This is a genomic window from Leptothoe sp. PORK10 BA2, from assembly GCF_034932105.1.
In the GTDB taxonomy this organism is placed as follows: Bacteria; Cyanobacteriota; Cyanobacteriia; order Phormidesmidales; family Phormidesmidaceae; genus Leptothoe.
Genome location: NZ_JAYGIG010000060.1, coordinates 1 through 17,081, shown reverse-complemented (window position 1 = coordinate 17,081; position 17,081 = coordinate 1). Strand labels below are relative to the sequence as shown.

Annotated in this window: 20 protein-coding genes; 6 read left to right on the top strand and 14 right to left on the bottom strand. The window is 45.0% G+C overall.

What is annotated here, in order from left to right; all coding sequences use genetic code 11:
• Positions 1 to 435: 435 nt before the first annotated feature.
• Positions 436 to 636, top strand: coding sequence for a hypothetical protein (locus VB741_RS12905; RefSeq protein WP_323365593.1), 201 nt, complete (start codon positions 436 to 438; stop codon positions 634 to 636).
• 1,577 nt (positions 637 to 2,213) lie between these two features.
• Positions 2,214 to 2,525, top strand: coding sequence for a hypothetical protein (locus VB741_RS12900; protein ID WP_323365592.1), 312 nt, complete (start codon positions 2,214 to 2,216; stop codon positions 2,523 to 2,525).
• Between the two features lie 66 nt (positions 2,526 to 2,591).
• Here VB741_RS12900 and VB741_RS12895 read toward each other — a convergent pair whose 3' ends face one another.
• On the bottom strand, positions 2,592 to 2,969 hold the full coding sequence (locus VB741_RS12895; RefSeq protein ID WP_323365591.1) for a hypothetical protein: 378 nt from the start codon (positions 2,967 to 2,969) through the stop codon (positions 2,592 to 2,594).
• A 422-nt stretch (positions 2,970 to 3,391) separates the two neighbouring features.
• Positions 3,392 to 4,069 carry a hypothetical protein gene (locus VB741_RS12890; RefSeq protein WP_323365590.1) on the bottom strand — a complete coding sequence of 226 codons (678 nt, stop codon included), beginning with the start codon at positions 4,067 to 4,069 and terminating at the stop codon, positions 3,392 to 3,394.
• Between the two features lie 386 nt (positions 4,070 to 4,455).
• On the opposite strand from VB741_RS12890, the gene VB741_RS12885 reads away from it, so the two are divergent.
• Positions 4,456 to 5,004: a recombinase family protein gene (locus VB741_RS12885; RefSeq protein ID WP_323365589.1), complete on the top strand. Its 549-nt coding sequence runs from the start codon at positions 4,456 to 4,458 to the stop codon at positions 5,002 to 5,004.
• A 653-nt stretch (positions 5,005 to 5,657) separates the two neighbouring features.
• Here the strand turns inward: VB741_RS12885 and VB741_RS12880 are convergent.
• The 12 genes from VB741_RS12880 to VB741_RS12825 form a co-directional block, all read right to left on the bottom strand.
• Complete coding sequence (locus tag VB741_RS12880) at positions 5,658 to 6,662, bottom strand: hypothetical protein (RefSeq protein WP_323365588.1); 1,005 nt, start codon at positions 6,660 to 6,662, stop codon at positions 5,658 to 5,660.
• Between the two features lie 196 nt (positions 6,663 to 6,858).
• The gene (locus VB741_RS12875; RefSeq protein ID WP_323365587.1) at positions 6,859 to 7,569 is read right to left on the bottom strand and encodes a hypothetical protein; all 711 of its coding nucleotides are present in this window, start codon (positions 7,567 to 7,569) and stop codon (positions 6,859 to 6,861) included.
• Positions 7,570 to 7,841: 272 nt separating this feature from the next.
• A complete protein-coding gene (locus VB741_RS12870; protein WP_323365586.1) occupies positions 7,842 to 8,348 on the bottom strand; it encodes a hypothetical protein in 507 nt (168 codons plus the stop codon).
• A 507-nt stretch (positions 8,349 to 8,855) separates the two neighbouring features.
• Entirely contained in the window at positions 8,856 to 9,092 is a 237-nt protein-coding gene (locus tag VB741_RS12865) for a hypothetical protein (protein ID WP_323365585.1), read from the bottom strand.
• Between the two features lie 215 nt (positions 9,093 to 9,307).
• A complete protein-coding gene (locus VB741_RS12860) occupies positions 9,308 to 10,819 on the bottom strand; it encodes a hypothetical protein (protein WP_323365584.1) in 1,512 nt (503 codons plus the stop codon).
• 89 nt (positions 10,820 to 10,908) lie between these two features.
• Positions 10,909 to 11,703, bottom strand: a complete 795-nt coding sequence (locus VB741_RS12855; protein WP_323365583.1) for a hypothetical protein — start codon at positions 11,701 to 11,703, stop codon at positions 10,909 to 10,911.
• Between the two features lie 12 nt (positions 11,704 to 11,715).
• The gene (locus tag VB741_RS12850; RefSeq protein WP_323365582.1) at positions 11,716 to 12,099 is read right to left on the bottom strand and encodes a hypothetical protein; all 384 of its coding nucleotides are present in this window, start codon (positions 12,097 to 12,099) and stop codon (positions 11,716 to 11,718) included.
• 76 nt (positions 12,100 to 12,175) lie between these two features.
• Positions 12,176 to 12,448 (bottom strand): hypothetical protein, encoded by a 273-nt coding sequence (locus VB741_RS12845; RefSeq protein ID WP_323365581.1) that lies wholly within the window; start codon positions 12,446 to 12,448, stop codon positions 12,176 to 12,178.
• 18 nt (positions 12,449 to 12,466) lie between these two features.
• Complete coding sequence (locus VB741_RS12840; RefSeq protein ID WP_323365580.1) at positions 12,467 to 12,646, bottom strand: hypothetical protein; 180 nt, start codon at positions 12,644 to 12,646, stop codon at positions 12,467 to 12,469.
• Positions 12,646 to 12,837, bottom strand: a complete 192-nt coding sequence (locus tag VB741_RS12835) for a hypothetical protein (RefSeq protein WP_323365579.1) — start codon at positions 12,835 to 12,837, stop codon at positions 12,646 to 12,648. Before VB741_RS12835 ends, VB741_RS12840 begins: the two co-directional genes overlap by 1 nt.
• 6 nt (positions 12,838 to 12,843) lie before the next feature.
• Positions 12,844 to 13,053, bottom strand: coding sequence for a hypothetical protein (locus VB741_RS12830; RefSeq protein WP_323365578.1), 210 nt, complete (start codon positions 13,051 to 13,053; stop codon positions 12,844 to 12,846).
• 3 nt (positions 13,054 to 13,056) lie between these two features.
• Positions 13,057 to 14,097 (bottom strand): ParM/StbA family protein, encoded by a 1,041-nt coding sequence (locus VB741_RS12825; RefSeq protein WP_323365577.1) that lies wholly within the window; start codon positions 14,095 to 14,097, stop codon positions 13,057 to 13,059.
• Between the two features lie 342 nt (positions 14,098 to 14,439).
• Here VB741_RS12825 and VB741_RS12820 point away from each other — a divergent pair, with 342 nt between their 5' ends.
• The 3 genes from VB741_RS12820 to VB741_RS12810 all read left to right on the top strand — a co-directional run bounded on the left by VB741_RS12820 (position 14,440) and on the right by VB741_RS12810 (position 16,981).
• A complete protein-coding gene (locus tag VB741_RS12820; RefSeq protein WP_323365576.1) occupies positions 14,440 to 14,571 on the top strand; it encodes a hypothetical protein in 132 nt (43 codons plus the stop codon).
• Positions 14,572 to 14,626: 55 nt separating this feature from the next.
• Positions 14,627 to 15,532: a hypothetical protein gene (locus tag VB741_RS12815; protein ID WP_323365575.1), complete on the top strand. Its 906-nt coding sequence runs from the start codon at positions 14,627 to 14,629 to the stop codon at positions 15,530 to 15,532.
• 216 nt (positions 15,533 to 15,748) lie between these two features.
• A complete protein-coding gene (locus VB741_RS12810; protein ID WP_323365574.1) occupies positions 15,749 to 16,981 on the top strand; it encodes a DNA-primase RepB domain-containing protein in 1,233 nt (410 codons plus the stop codon).
• Positions 16,982 to 17,081 lie beyond the last annotated feature (100 nt).

Here is a 17,081-nt window from a genome sequence, read left to right as displayed (position 1 = left end):
TCGACGACGGCGCTATGGGCTGCGTTTCAATTTAATCGCCGCCCTCTACAACTATGAACTCAACCTGGCCTGAAAGAGTTAGAAAAGCCTTTCAGGCTAACACATAATCATTTTTGCAAGAGGTCTAATCAAGTCCCACTCGTCATCGCTTAAATCTGAGGGATACGGAAGACGACTCATACCCTCTCCTCCAGTGCTCACAACACTATTGGTTATACAGGGTCGGAAGATAGGCTATTTAGTCCTTTACAATAATTTACGAACCCTTTCTTAGCTGGTGTATGCAATCTAAATGCAAGTGCTCAGTCTTCAACTGATTGGGTAGAACAGGCTCTGGGAAACTATCATAGTCAAATTTGGAGTGCTGGTACCTTAGTATCTGGGACAACAGAATTTAGGGAAACTAGTAATGGCTCTTTAGAAGGTAGCTACACGATGAATGAGCAAGGAGAAGTGGTGCCCGGCACATTGTCTCAATGTCAGGCGATGCAGGTTCGCGTAATGCGTTGTGCCTGGAATGATAAATATGGAACTGGGAGTCTTGAAGTGACCTTTTCTGAAAATTTTTCTAGTTTTGACGGATATTGGGGAGAAGAAAGTTCAGAACCAGCATTTCGCTGGAGTGGCTCACGATAAACATCTAACGTTGTCGTTGGTGAGGACGGACGAAAGCGCCTTGCGAGTCCGAAAAGGAACTGCCGCCGCACAACGCCAACGTTAGGAGGAAAACTTTCCTCGCAGTCTTATCAAGTAGCTGATTTAGACTGCCAGGTTCAGCCAGAATAGAGCCCATATCGACGATGGGCGGTTCATTGTCTGGCTGGTCAGTTGCGATCGCAAGCCAGTAAATGGGACATAGCCCAGAACTTCATCTACGCACTGACCAGCGTTGGATATCTGAAAGCATCCGCCGGGAAGCTTGGGACAAGCTACAAATTGCTGAGTAATTCTGCTTTGTTGAGTCATTCGTTGAGTGACTACTCAACAGCGCTAAACCTTTGCATAGCAAGACTTTTCACACTCGTATTGCTAAACCGTAAATTTCCTTAGTAATCAAGGTAACCCTTAAAGAAAAAAGGGAAGCGTTAACTCCCCTCAAGGTTCCTTGAAACAAAACGCCTTGCAACTATAAAAGCCTTATATATCAATAGTTTTAGAGGTCAGGGCAAATGACTGGCTTAATTTTGACTTAATTTCTACCGGTTGGGGTATATAAAAAAGGAAAGTTACTCAACTACTCAACATTACATATAAATATTAATACAATCCTTATACATCAATAGTTTTGAGTGTTGAACATTTACTCAACATCCACTCAACAACTACTCAACAAATGCTATCCCTCGGTTGAATAGCCCTATGAAATCCAAATAGGGTTCCTACCGGCAGTGCCTACCTAAATAACGTAAAATCCCATTTCCTGCTCTGGTCACTACCGCTAGAAACCTCAGAGCGACCTTAGGGAGCGTGGTGATAGGGATAAGGTATTGCTACTCCCTTCGGTTGGTATCGAACGACATTAGGGAGTGAGGTTGATAAAATTAGCCAATCTCCCGTGCACCTCGAAAACCCTTTCAATCTAATAATTCATCGCTACAATAAGAGTGAACTATTGGTTGATTTTTACTATGAATAGAAAGCAACGTAGAGAACAAGCTAAACGTGATCGAGTAGCGCATAAAATAGCCCTGAAACGGACTAAAGCATATGCTCGTAAGACGTCTAAAACCCCTCCACAAGGTGAAATTAATTGCCTAGCTCGATATGACTTTTGATGATGCTTTATGGCACCCTGAAATCCCTATTGAAAAAACGTTAGAGCGATTATAAAAGGGATTTTTAAGTTAGAAAAAATTTGAAAAAAAAATTCAAGACTAAAAATAATTTAGTGAAATTTTTGAAAGAAAAATCCGGAAAATACGCTTCTTTGGGGTTACCTAAACTCACCAAAAAATCATCTATACAGACTCTTAATTGAATTAAAAACTAATTGAGTTAGAGATTTTTCAGGGGTATTTTTTACTGAGAATTTTTGGAATAAAAATCTAAAGAATGCGCGTTTTAAGGGTTACCCCACCCTCAACATACAAACCTAAGTACATTTTAATCAGAGGGGGGGGGTAACCGGGTTAGTACGAACTTTTAGAACTATCTAGAACCCTTGCAAACTGAAGACTTACCCAGCATATAGCGATCACAAAAGGTGATGAATCATGGCACGACGACGATGGACGAAAGAGCAACGGGAACGGCAGGCACGATTGATCCAGGATTGGAAGCCATGGAAAAAGAGCACAGGCCCACGCACGGAGGAAGGTAAGCAGCGCAGTGCATCGAATAGTTCATTCATCCCGTTCGGCAGTAAAGGTCCGCTGGCTAAGCTCGTGGGTAAGTGGCCACCTGGTTACATCCCTACCGCGACTGAAATCATCGCAGCACTGGAGGAAGATCGCAAAGTAGAAAAGCAGGAAGTCCTGGCACGCTGGGCAAAGCTTTTCCAAGAGGGTGCTGAAAAGGATAGGTGAATCTAACGGATCAGGAACACCCCAATGACCGTTAGAGCTAGCTGACGTCATTTAAGCGGCAAGCTCTCAATTATTAGTTAATGGCACAAATCGATAATCACCGTCATAACGGACATGTATCCAGCGGTTTCCTTGAAACATAAACTCGTGAAGTAGCATGATCACGGAACCTTCTGGTAATTGTTCTCTTTCTGCAATGTAGAAAGGCTGTTCAAATAAGATGGGGCCAGATTCCAGGTCAATTGGTTGATTGTAAGTCTTTAAATAGACTGCATCTTCCAGAGCAAAGTAAATCGTGTAGCTCATTAAGCAGTCCATCTGCTCAACTGATTCTTTTTGGTAGGTGTCACACTGATCTAATGAAAAAGGGTGCTGAGCTTTAGCTGGAGCTATAGTCGCAAGACTAACGGCAGTAGCTATTAAGCAGGATTTTAGAAACTTCATGCCCTAATGAATCTCCAAAGGTTTTGAGTAATCTAGTTACTCAGTTACTCAGGAATCACTGGAACACAGGGATAAAAGTTATAGCTTCACTCAAGTATTAGAATTCAAATCAAATATTCTTGCGCTGACCATACGCAGAGATTGTATTACCGTTCTAAGCACTACAAATTCTGACCGTATCGAAAGCTCTCAACTGTATCGAATCGGAACCGAAGTGCTACGAATCAAGGTGAATGAGCAGAAAAGTCGGGTTTGCTGGATTGAGCGTTTTGAGTACTTGGGATTTACGTTCCAGGGAATCCGAATCATTTGGTCTGAGCGTGCGTTCCAGGCCTTCAAGCATCGGCTGCGGGGATTGACCTCACGGCGATGGCGAGTGTCGATGGAATACCAACTAGAAGGTGTCCAATTGTCATATCAACTCAGTTGCTGTTTTCATCTACCGTCTCAACTACATCGGCCTGAGAGGAACCGGTCTGGCCGTATACTGTGCGCCAAGCATCAACAGTGTTCTCTCCAATATCGTTGATAACCTCGTTACCCATACCTTCAAAGGAAATGCGAATAATGGCTGGTCCTGCTGGGGCAGTTGCTAGGAAATGCTTCTGCTCGTCAGTTAGTACGAAATTACCGTTTGAGCCCTCTAATGAAAAAACAGTATCGCCAACTTTGACATCTAGCTTATTGGTTTCGTACCAAGTGACGTTCGTACGGCATGAGAAAAACGAGCAACTTTTTTCACGTCTTCTTGCTACGATCCTGACCCCTTTTTCTGACCAGATCGAGATAACCGATTCATCCCAGTTAACCCAATCGAGATTACCAGAAAAATTATTATCTGCAACAGCTAAGTACTCACCATCAAAGGGATGAACGATAAGCAAAGGTCTGGAGTACGGCAGATCAAAAGCAGCATCACGCCAATCATTGATCTCTAGACGCACAATTTCCCCATCGTTTACTTCTTCATCAGATTCATCTGTCTCACAAAATGCCGACGCGTTATCCCCACAGTTAGCTTGAGCAGGTAGAGCAGCCACAAAGACCATCGAAGTTGCGATAGCAGCAGCTCCAGTTATAGCCAGTAATTTAGATCTCATAAAAATTAGTTTGCATATTGCAGTAGGACTTCAAATAGATGCCACCTCTGTATCCCCGTTACTTAGAATTCAAGGGAGCACAGGTATAAAGCCCTTAGCTTCACCCAAACCTCAGAGTTCAAATCAAATATGCTTGCTCCAATCCTCAAAGATGCCTTAGCCGTACTAAAGGACATAGCTCAAGATCTAGGCCTTCAACTGGATGACCTCACCCCAGAGTTACTAGATACGTACATTGCCGATTGTTTCACAAACGGGCGTTTACGAGACACATCTGATGAGTGACTTTCATCAACGATAAACATAAGCTTCATCCGTCTCTTAACTTGTCTCAAAAACTATGTGTCATAATTTGACTATACAGATGAGTTCCGAGACACACAGTTATGAAAATCGGTTATGCCCGCGTATCGACTTATGACCAAACCTTAGATTTGCAACTGGATGCTTTGAACGCTGACGGGTGCGATCGCATCTTTACGGATGAAGGCGTGTCTGGTTCTAAAGCATCCAGGCCGGAATGGGATAAATGCATTGACCAGCTGAGGAAAGGCGATGTCCTAGTGATATGGAAGCTCGACCGGGCTGGACGTTCCACCAAGCATCTGATTGAGCTATCTGAACAGCTTGAAAGCCTGGGTGTAGAGCTGCGCTCCATTCAGGACCAGATCGACACCTCAACCGCTATGGGTAAGTTTTTCTTCAGAACCATGGCCAGCATTGCTGAGTTGGAACGGGACATCATTAAGGAGCGTACCGAAGCAGGCTTGAAAGCTGCTCGTGCCCGTGGGCGTAAAGGTGGTCGTAAGAAAACAGTTACCAAAGGCCAGGAGCTAGAAGCTAAACGGTTGGCTGAAGCTGGGGAAATGCCCATTACCGAGATTTGTAAGCAAGTGGGTATCAGTCGGGCTACCTACTACCGTTTGGTTGGGTAGTTAAGTACAGATAATTTGAAGGAAGCAACATCCACAGCTGACGGCCTGACATCAGTATCTCAAACCATTGATATACCGTTATCATTTCACCTGTGCTGGTAACCCCAATTTCAGGGTATCTCACCGGCTGAAAGCCTTGATCTGGCAAGTGCATGTATCCGACAGTCCTGATAAATCAGGGGTTGGGCATAGATGTGTCAGGCAGCCAGGGTGCATGACTGAAAGGGGGCTTTACAACAAAAATCCCTAGCGTTAACTAGGGATACAACAGTAAATTTCTCATCTTTAAGGAAACACCTATTTCGGTTCAAACCTTTTGACTTTGCTGCTTAGTACGGCTCCTTAGATAGCTTTGAACTTCTTTGTCATTTAACTCTTGAAAAATGTCAGCAATTTCTTCTCCAATATCTATCACATGGAGCTTTCGGCTATTCTGATCATACGTAGAACCAGTGGCTTGGTCAGAGTCAGGCTTGATACCAAAGAGCCTTTGTAGAAAGTTCATTTATCCTATGTGGTCAATGTACGACTTTGTGCACATTTGCGTCGCTTGATGCTAGCACATCTGGCTTTCTATGGCACTCTAAATTTGTGCGTACTTTAAACCAATCCTAAAATGAAGCTCTTAGATGTATTTTTAGCTTTGGAAGTCTTTATCGTGCTGAATTTATGCTTTTAAGCAATTGACATGCTGACTTGAAAGCACTGGAGTAAACTGTACATTTTAAAAACGCATACATATAAAGAGAAATTATATCTGCGAAAAAATAGCCTACATCAACATGATCCTTTTCATTGAAGAAGTTAATGTTTTCGTGATCCATGCATAGAAAACCCAGGCTTATTTTATCTTTAGGGCTGTCAAAGTCTTTTAGAAAATCAGCAGACAAAGATGTTGTATCTAAAGCAATTGGGATAATAAGTGTTGATTTGTAGTAATAATCCCTAGGGAGATCTTCTTGTGGAATTCGTTCTGAAGAATTTCTTTTAATCCAATACCTTCTCCACTCGTAGTCTACTTTTTTAGAGTGACGGAATTGGAAGTTCTTGATTTTCCAGGGGACTGGATAGAATTTTCTAGCACTCTCTATATTAATTCTAGAATTGAAGTATCGCTCTTTTTTAATACTCCCAGGGATATTGTTGCAAATATAATACTTTCCTGAGTTCCTTATCTGACTGAAAGCTTTGCTTTGACTGGTTTTATATCTTTTTTCATCTACAAAACTATCGTCTCTATCAAGCGTTACAACAAAGTCATCTTCGCCTTTTTTATATGTGGTTTTTATACAAAATCTGGGCTTTTTTTGTCCAAAGCTTTGGCACTTGTAAACCTCATGCATAAAGCTAAAATTCTGATGATTAATCAATTTAAATCGACTCCTCATCCCTTCTATTAACTTTTTCCTTAAGTCTTCAAGCTCTGCTATATCTCTTACGTCCAGTGTCCTTCGAAGCGAAGTCAACCGATGGTATTCGTTTTTGAGATTTTTATGAGTTTCATTTACGTCATACCAATAATTTAGAATTTGCCCTTGGTTATAGCAGACTACTTTTCTTGTAAAACCTGTGTTTGCAGCTTGATAGTTCTGCTCGGCTGCGCTAGGTATATTTCTTACAAAATCGAAAAATTGATTGGCTAAAAAACGTCCTAGCATCTCTTGCGGTAGATTTATTGTGTGTGTAGGTTACTTGATTCGGCTGATAACTGCAAAAAATCAGTATAATACGGCTATAGAACCGCCGGAGGATTGGAGCCCGCAGCCGAGGGTTAGGAATCCAGACTGGTAACCCACACGCGGCCCATGCAATTGAAGCGCAGATGTAGCACCTGCGCTTTGTGCTTTCTAGAAGCTAGGCGCTTAGGATATTTTTCGAAAAGTCAGCAACTTTTTGGGCTACGAATAAGCACTCAGATGCGCATTTATCATTTCCATAAGCGTCAACTTTGTTGATGCGCTTGCCGCTCAGATCCTCAGTAAAGGCGGTTTGATTTAATTCAGCAATCGATAAGTTGTCACGCAAGCTATCTTTTTCCCTAAGCCCTTTACTTGCTTTAAGTTGCTTAGCTGTTCCACAAAAAAGACCTAGGTATATCTTGTTAGTGCAAATTGAGTAACCGCGTCCTCGGACTTTACGGGCTTTCAATACACCCGTAAAGTTCTTGCGTGTGAGCTTACTTCTGATTCTGGCTTCAAGCCATTCTAGATGTTCCTGGTTGTCGTTCCTATCTGCAATTTCAGCAGCTAGTTTAACGTCTCCATCTAAATACTGAAGAACCAATTTGGCTACGCTTTCACGGTACTTTTTACCCATCACACCAGGCAGTAATCCCAGAATGTAGGCCCATCCTTCCTTGTTAGTGACTGGTGTTGCTCGTTGGCCACGACCGGGAAATTTGAAGTTCTGACAAAATGTCAGAACTTCGGAATACTCTTTGCAGAGATGTTTCCAGACGTTGCATGGGTCTTTTTGACCTCCGACTACAGCAATCAAGTCATAGACACTGCATTCACCATGAGCATTTTTGCGAATTTCAAAATTACCTAATTCAGGAATGATCATTATTGTGCCCTCCAGGGCTTGGCTATAAAGTGTCACAAACGTGACTAGAAAAAATCAAAACGGAGCTACCATGGAGGGCAAAGGGAATACCTATATACCCTCCATATAGCGTGTCAGTGGTGTGACTTGAACCCGCAAGTTGAGGAGCTGTAACTCCATAAACAACCCGATTCTTACTCGGGTGCGCGTTCGATTTCGCCACACTGACTGGTTTATATAAACTCCTACAGCGGTTTGGCGGTGGCCTAGCCGCTGTTTTAACGTCAAGAAGGCTACTTGATTTCATGGTATTTAATCCCTAAGATGCGTTCTTCATAAGCTTGAGGATTAAACTTATAGACGCCTTTCCTGACCTTACTTATCTCTGGAGAGCCATTTTTCGTCATTCTATAAAGCGTTGCTGTAAGGCTCGCGCGGCACGCTTTGGCTGTAGCTACGTCAGTCAAAGCTACTGCATATATTTTTTCTGTCAACTCTTCAATATTGAGAGGGAGTCTTTGATCCTCTTGCTCCCAAAAAACCTTGGATATCGCCTCGGACAAGCTCATGTCTCTGTATCGAGGTTGCCTTAAGTCATCTGGCCCCAAAACACCAGATGAGGCAGATAACATAGCATCAATTTCGTAAGCCTCGTCAGAGTCGAAGTACTGAATGACATCAGAGATACTATCAATAGCTGCATCTGCCTTTTCTAATGCAGCATGAAGCTGCTCACGCCTTTTGCGTAATGCCTCTAAATGCAACTCTAAATAATCAACGACTTCTTCCCTAGTTTTCACGCTTGTTATTTTGATATTCAGCGATAGCTAGGCAAATGATAGCAAGCCTGAAGAATAATGAAATAGACTTTATCTGTGGATAACTGAGCTATTTCTGTGGAAAACCCGTGGATAAATTCACAGGTTTTGTGGATAACTGAGCACCATGGTTCAACCAATTATCCACATGGTGCGAAATAAAAAGCACAGCTCCCTTCACTGGCGGGCATTTGCGCTTTAGCATCCTAAAATGTCACCTTTTAAACACTTAACTTTTTGCCGACTCTATATCCATACGCAAAATAGAAATTATTTAAAATCTATTGATATTATTGATTTAAATCAATGCATTATATATAGCGATTACCTATTCGGATTTAAGGTCAAAAACCCCTTGGCAACTAAGGTTGAATAGAACTCCCTTCCAAGCAACAACATTTACTAACTGTGGTTAGTCAAGTACATGAGTACCTATTAAAAAGCCCCCGGTGTTACCCAGAGGCTTTATTTTTGGAAATCAGCTCAACTCTATTCGATAGGAATCCCGTGCTTATTCAGTAGCTCATGCCGATGCTCAAGGATTCGCATCTGGCTACAGGCTACTGCTAAAAGCTCTGCTACATGCTGCAACGCTGGATAGCTTTCTGCCATGTCAGTCACCATATTTAGAAGGGCTGCACCGGATGGATCGTAATTCTCAATTAGCTGATCAAGCTTTTGTTTTAACTGTTGCTTTTGAGTGAATAAATCTGCTGAATTTTGCATTGTTTAATTCTCCAAAACTTGTTCATTTTTACTGTTAGCAATTAACGGTTTTATGTCATCTAAAATTACTGGGTTGGTTCTGGGTCAATGCCTGGGTTGGGTCGCTGGGTCGCTGGGTTGGGTCGCTGGGTCGCTTGACCCATAGTTGACCCAGGGGTGACCCAGGCATATTTTTTTGACCCAACCCAGACCCAACCCAGCGACCTAAGACATACTTAAACCTGCCTATAACTGCCATCAGAATCGACGATTAGGCCACGGTTTAGCAGCACTGAAATTGCCCATTCTATTTTTGCCCTAGGGCTATCACCAGTAAGGCCAATGGCCCCATCTAAGGCAGTGCGTAACTGTTTGTTTTCCTTGGCTAGGGTCAGGGTGAAAGTCTTGTTTTCCCTTCCCTCAATCCATTCCATGACTGGCAGTAATGGGCTGTTGACGCGCACCATTTGGGCCTTAGCTTCTACCCAGACTGAAGACTGAGCAGAACCCATTACGGGCGGTTTAGTGACTGGCTGATTAGGTCTAGGGGCTGGCTGTTGGATGTATGGCTCAAGGTTGGGATAGTGCAGAATAAACGGCTCCTCATCTGGGAACGTGACCAGGGCTCTACCCTTAGACATCAGCTTGATATGAACCTCCCCTTCATCCCTCATTTTCCGGGTACCAGTAGCCCCCCCACGGGCTGTATTGGTTTCACCATGGGCAACGCTGATGGACTGATAACCAGCCTTTCTAAAGTCGCTCAGGCTGGCCTTAGTGAATGCCTTGCCCCTGGTGATGTGCTCGGCCCAGTTGGTTAGCTCCTCACAAACAACGGTGACGATATCAGGACGGTAGTTTGGCACCGTTGCGTACATCTGATAGCGGATCTGTATATCGTCTAGACACTCAGTTATGTACTCGTCTATCTCGGCATAGTTCATACCCTGGCCCTTAACCTCGCAACCCTGCCATGCTCCAAATCGGTAATGGGGGTCTAGTACCACCTTTCGATTGGTGATTAGGCTGAGAAGATAGTTTACTGTGGTGGTTTTGCCCGTGCCCTGCCTGCCAAAAATAAACACGCTGGGGAACTCGGCTTGATTTACAACACGGGCAAAAACTGCCTGCCAATCGCTGCGGATGGAGTCAGCACCAGGCGAGTGAGGCATTGGAGCGCCATTTTCGCCGGTGGCATACAGGCCAGGGGTTTCAGCGTTTTGAGTGCCCACCGGCAACGCGGCAACCTCTACAGCTGCCAACCTGGTATGAGCCCCAACCGTAGCGGCGGCAGTGGTCGGGAGATTTGCGATCGCAGCATCTAGGAAGTCCACCTGCAAGGCACCTTGCAATAGATCGGGATGATTCAGCGCACCCTCATGAGCGGTGATAAGGTGATCCACCAGGTTGGTGAGGATGTGATCAAACTGATCAACCTCCATACTTTCGGCCAGCTGGGTAAGCCGTTGGCCCTGGTAGTTCACCAAGTAAAACAGGGCCTTATCCTCAGGGCCTAGGTAGTGGTGGCTTTGAACCCCTAGGCCAGCGGGTTGGGCCTGGTGGAGCGCACCGGCGGCGATGGTCCCTAGGTCGCTGGATACCCACGGCAACGGCTGGAGTTTTTTAGTGCGCTGGTTCTCGCTGAGGAGTGCCCCCGCATAGGCAAGACCTCCAACAATGAGAGGCAACAACGCGCCGCCAGAGGACAGCAGGGCCAGGCCGGAAAGACCAGCGGTGGTCAAGCCCATGGCCTTATACAGTTGGTGAATCTGGCCAAGCTGCGAACCTTTAGATCGGAGTGATTTAGACTCCTGTACAAAAGCGTTTCGGTAGGTCATTACTGGTCATCCCCCATGCGATCAAAAATCTCAAACCCGAAAATGTTCAGACCGGCATAGATGGTATTGATCACCCAATTACCGGCACCCGCAAAGCTACCGGCAAAAGCAGCAATTTCTAGGCCATAGAGGAGCACCACAGCTATAAACGTACCGATGATTCCCCCCAGGCCCTGGGCGTTGTGCTGGCCTGCTTTATATGCCGCCAGTGCGATCGCCCTAGGGTCAGCCTCAACAGCCTCAAGAGCGTTGGCCTCTTCGAACTCGGCTAGGGTCTCGTCAGGTGTTTTCTTGCGCCAGATCATCCCCTCAAACCGTTGAATGGTGAGAGCAAACACGACGGACAAAACCAAGATGCCCGGCTGATTCCACACGGTCCAATAGTCGCTAGCCACCCGGCCCTTAATCCACAGGGGAAGCCATTGGAAATAGTTTTGTAGGATGGTGCGCTGGATGTTTGGCCAGGGGTTCAAGCGGCCTAACTTTGCCCCATCATTCACATATGGCTTAGGGATAAACCGGCGCTCGCGCTTGATAGCCTCAAGTGCTGCCCTAGAACCCTGTCCCCTGGCAACCTCGGCATAGTCGCCCGATCTCATGGTGGCTGGCATAGATACCATTAGGGACTCTATGGAAAGCCCTGCACAGTACACGGTCATCATGGATGCAATGATTCCAAACCCGCGCACGCTTGATAGGTGACGGTATGCCCGTTGTCCCCCTCGGATAGGCGACATAATCATGGCTACTAAAACGTGTTCATCATGGATCTGGGGTGATTTTAGTACTGTCATGGTTAAGCTTCCTTATAGGGTGCAGTTTTCAGGTGAAAAATAAAAAACGCCAAAGGCCAGCGTTCCGATAACGCGATCGTGGGAGTCGCTTACCTCTAGCAGTGGGTCATCCACAAATGGAGTGCTATCAAAAAGCGGCTCATTTCCCGGGTCGCAGGTGTACCAACCAAGGCTCACAGATCCGTACTGGTCAACTTTGTTGTCTATGGCAGCCTGGGCAATGTCGGCCCGGTTCTCTATGGCGGTGATTTGGGCCTGGTGGGCCTGGGTGCTGTCCCGTTGGGCAGTCCAGGCGGTTATAGTGGCGTTGATTTTGACCGTACTGAATAGGCCACCTAGACTAATGCAGGCCAGCAAGGCCATATGAACCCGGTATTCCAAGGGTTTGATGTGCATAATGGTTAAATCCTGTTTATTGGTTGAGCAGGTAAAGGGGGGTAGGGCTTTTCCAGGGCTTCCTATCCCCTTTGGATTACCAACGGCTGTTACTGGTCGTTGGCTCAGAAGTGCCCAGGGCATCAAAGATCGTGAGCTGTTGCCGTGGGTCTGGTGTAATGCGTTCACCGTATTGCTCTAATGCAGCCTGAGTATTGGGTGAATGCCAATCATTAAGTGGAAAGGTTTGGCCAGTGGCACCAATGAAAGCGAGAAAATCAGCCCGGTACTGTTTGGGAATGCGGTATTCAATCCCCTGACCAGTGGTGACATAAAGTTGCTTAAATGTTGAGTTTTCGGTGATGTTCATCGTGAGTATTCAGAAAATCTATTTGATAACTACTGTTTGATCAAACAAAACTGTTTTAGTCAAACCCTTTGAGAGCAGGGCTTTTACCTGTTTTGCTGTCAATTGACCTTTGGGGTAGCCCTGGTCATCAAACAAAAGGGTGTTTTGTATTTGACCACCCTGTTTGATGGTGGCTAAGGCTTGCTTTTGTGTGGTCATTATTGGTTCCGTTTTAGATTGCTACGAACTAATGAAAATCGGTCGTAGATGACTGGCCAGTAACTCTCTAGAACCTTGGGCTTCATCGCCTCCCAAGTTTCGGAAAGTTGTTCCACTTCGATTTCACTGGGAAGTGTTGCCCCTGGAGCATTCCAGTCATCTAGTTGTTGCCGAATTTGGGATGCGTTCATGCCGTCTTAGCTCCAATCTGCGATTTGTGAAAACTCATCCCCCGTCTCTGTTTGGGTAGCCACCTGATGCCCTGATGCTGGTAGATTGGGGCACTGCTGGCCAGCGGCCCAGCTGCCAATAATGTGATTGATGGCTAGCTTCGGATCGTCCACCCGGATTTGTTCCATAACCTCCAGCACCAACGGCTGAAAACCTTTTTCGATAGATACCCTCATTGATTAGCCCTCCTGTGCAACTTTGCGGACGGCATAGGCATATAGCCCCCGAGCATTGGCCCACTGTGGATCGGGCAACACTTGAATATTGCGCTTAGTCAAAAGTCCTTTGATGCCAGGTAGACACGCACCGCCGCCGATGGCAATTAGAGCGGTAGCTGATGCCATACGGTCTTCTGTGGGTCTGACCATAGGCTTAAGCACCCGATCCACCCAGCGGGGCAACTCTGCCTTATAGGCATCGGTAAATTTCCAGTCTGGATACTGGGTGCCGTAGGTGAATTGTGTTGACTCAATCCCGGTCCTGATTAGGTGCCGGTCGGCCTCACGCTTTAGGTGTTTCCGAACTAAATCATTGGTTGCGATCGCATCAATTAGCGATTCAACACCGCCGTTATTAGAGTAGCTACGGTCGGTCATTGCCAGACCGTTAAAGCTAGATACAATCAGCGTTCCATTGCCCAGGTCATAGACCAAAGCATTAGTAAAATCAGACTGTTTCTGATAGTTGATAACAGCTCCCGTGCCTTCCTCAAGAACACCGTTTACAGTGACGACAACAGTTGAGCGCTTGCCATTGAGAACAACAGTATGATCACCTTCCAAAGCAGATTTGAGCCCCTTGCCGAGGGTGGCCCCATCGTGAACTGAGACAGAGAGAGAGAGCACCCATTCAGACCGATAGGGCAGCAATGACAAGGCAGACAGCAGGAGCTGTAACCCAAGATCAACTTTGCCGGTCTTGTCATCGGTCACCCGCGCTAGTGCCGTGGGTGCGTGGTAGTAAGCGTTAATCCCGCCGATCCATTGCTTACCGTGTAGGTCAGTCCGATCACCCTGGATATATTCGACATAGCCCTGGGTTTGCCCCATCGATAACCGGGAATCCAGATAAGTCACATAGGACTCTAAACGATGTTCACCTAACCCTGTAACGAGTTTCAAAGCCCCGTTGCCAATGTCTAAACCCATAGGTTGGGAGACCTGGCTAGAACTGGCAGATGTGGCAGCAGCAGACGCTTTAGTCAAAAGTTGGTTAGTCATTCAATTAAACCTCAAATATTTGATGCACAAGGGATAGAGCTAGTTTTCGTACCGGTTTAGCGCTCGTCTCCTAGCTGGCAGATGTGGCAGCACCAGGCAATATCAACCTGATTTGCTGTCTGTTGAGTGTCATGCTAGCATTTTGGTACCAAGGTTGCAAACATGCAAACAGTAAAGGTATAAAAATACAATGAAAGCGTTGATGTGTAAGAATGGGAGCGATTTATGCAGAGTAATGAAGTGGCCAGAAGCCGACGTAAAGACCCAAATTACATACAAACATCGGTCGACCTACACAAAGAGCTGTTGGCAAAACTGAAGTCTGTATGCGTTTTACAGAGTATGAGTCTTGCTGAAGCGTTAGAGGCTGGAGCTGTCAAATGGCTTGAGTCTCTGGGTGAAGATGTGCCAGAGTTTGAACCGCCAGCGGAATTTGAGGACGGACGGCGTAAGTCTGGGGACGACCGTGACTAATGGAGACTGCGATCTCAACTGACTACAGAATTTTCAGCGTTTCATTTGTGCATAAATGATGAACTCACTTATTCCAATGCGTCATTCATTAGCGAAAATTCCCTACTATTTCGCAGCTTGTCGCACTAATCATGAGTTGACCTGTAGGTTAAATGCTCCAGTACCAGCCGTTGAAGAATATTGGCCTATTACTTTGCCGTTGGGCGTATACCCAGTAGTCGATGTAATAGCCACCGTAATTCAAAACGGTCGTAAAGAAACTGATCTTGAAAGAGTAGAGCAATACCTATTTAGTTTTTTCGATCAAGTAGAAACAGCTACCTTTCTCTGGCTTATCCAGAAAGACCAAACGCTCTGGAAAGCCCATCAGTGGCCATGCTCACATAAGTATGTTGTTGGTCATGAAAGAGAAGGGGAGCAGGTTTTTATCGAGCTATCAATACTCAAATCTCTATATGACTTGCCTGAACTTGATATGCAACTACCTTTTAAAAACGCTTGGGAGCATTTATATGTGCTCCTGCTCGAACGGTATTGCTGTCACACTGCCCTTACAGATAAGCCTGTGGGGCTAAAAAACCGGGCAGCATTGGCGCGTACTCAAAGGCGAACTATGAGGGTAGATCGGCAAAACCCGTTTTTAGATCAAGAATTGGAATTGCCCTACCACTGGAATTTATTTGAAATCGTTCGAGAGCTTGTTGAGCGATATATAGATAACAAAGCCAGATACCCACAGCTAAGAAAGCTTAATGATTATTGGTTTCAGTATGCTGATGTCTTCAAAGACATCGCGGCTCAGCTAGATAACAAACAAGGAATTTGGGCAGAACCTTATATCAATAAGGGGCGTGTTGTTTGCAAATTCAAAGGCAATCAAACCAAGACGCTATCCCCTCAGCCATATAGCAAAAAAAATATCAGTGGAAGGGGGCGTAAACCTAGCCAAAAATCTAAATAACCCTTGCTATAAGAGGGGTTTAAGTGGGTTGGCAAAAAATTGGCTCCACTTTTTCTAACAATCTAGAATCGGTACTCAGTTAACCCGACTATGGATTAAATTTCAATTCTCTAAATTCAACAACCCCCGAGGATAATGACATCGAGGGTCCAGAGAAAAGAATTTAACTTCAGATCGGAATATGGAAAAACCGCCTTTCATCGGTTTCAATTTCTGATGTCTAAAAGTATATCTCCATTGAAAAAAGTCAGCAAGCACTGTTTATGGATCGATAAAACAGCTGTAAAGTACGAAATTTATATCGATGCGTTATTGGCAGTCTGTCCTGACAAATTATGGCCTTTAGTTTGTGAATTTGAGCAAGCTCCTAAAATCGGAAACTGGACAGCTAAAAAGCTAACAGACCTTATCTTACGCAAGTTCTACCATCGGGGCAATAACAACCGATATATCACCATTTCTGTCTTTAAGGGTAATAAGCGACGAAAAACCGAATTTGTCGCCATGGTTGCAGTGATGATTGATGATGTTGGAACAAAAGTACCCTTTGAAAAAATAGTCTTACCCCCAACCTATTGGCTTGAAACGTCTCCCGGAAATTATCAAGCGTGGTATTTCCTTTCGGTGCCGGTTACGGATCGACAGTTAGCTGAATCGGTTCTTAATGCCTTGGTAGCTCAAGGACTCGCCACAGATGGTAAGGATCCTGGAATGAAAGGGGTAACCCGTTATGGTCGTCTCCCAGGTGGTTGGAATAATAAAGAATCGTTGAATAAACCGCATCAAGTTACGGCATACAAAGATACTCGCGGATGCAAATATTACACACCAGAACAAATTATCGAAGCATATAAGTTAGATCTTGATGCAGTAGCTCATTTATCTGGAAGAAGTATTGAAGGAAGCGTGGATCAATTTGATCAGCTTATAGCTGTGCGAGACCCCATCTATAAGATATTTGAAAAGGAAGGTCTTATTAAATATCAAGTTGGCGAGAAGATAGAAGTTACGTGCCCCTGGGTCGATACTCACACTGATGGCATTGATAATGGAACAGCTTTATTAATTCAACCGGGCGGGGGGTTGGGGTTTAAGTGTCACCATGGACACTGCCAACATAAAACGCTGAAAGACGTTCATACTTGGGCCAGAGAAACCTCTCCTGAACAATATGAATCTTTCTATTCCAAAAAAGAACCTAACGAAAACGTAGAAGATACGCTGGAAAGTAAGCTGCAGCAGCTAATTGATGTAGGTATCGATGGTAGCGAATTAACTCGCAGACTTAACGATTTAGCTAAGGAGTACAGGGAACGTCCTGAACGGCTTGAAAAACAGTTTTCCCAGATGCGAGCTGAGGTGGAAGCACAGAAAGATGCTGCTGAGGCTATAACCCAGTTAGATGACTTAGAAGCTATTAAGGGTAACTACTCAGGCTTAAAAAATTAGAGAGTTTTCCCAGGTTACAGAGATTATCAGCTAGCGTAATCCAAATATAGGAATTGGTAACCTCCTTGAGCAAGCCCAAGGGTCGCATCAAACTCAGTGA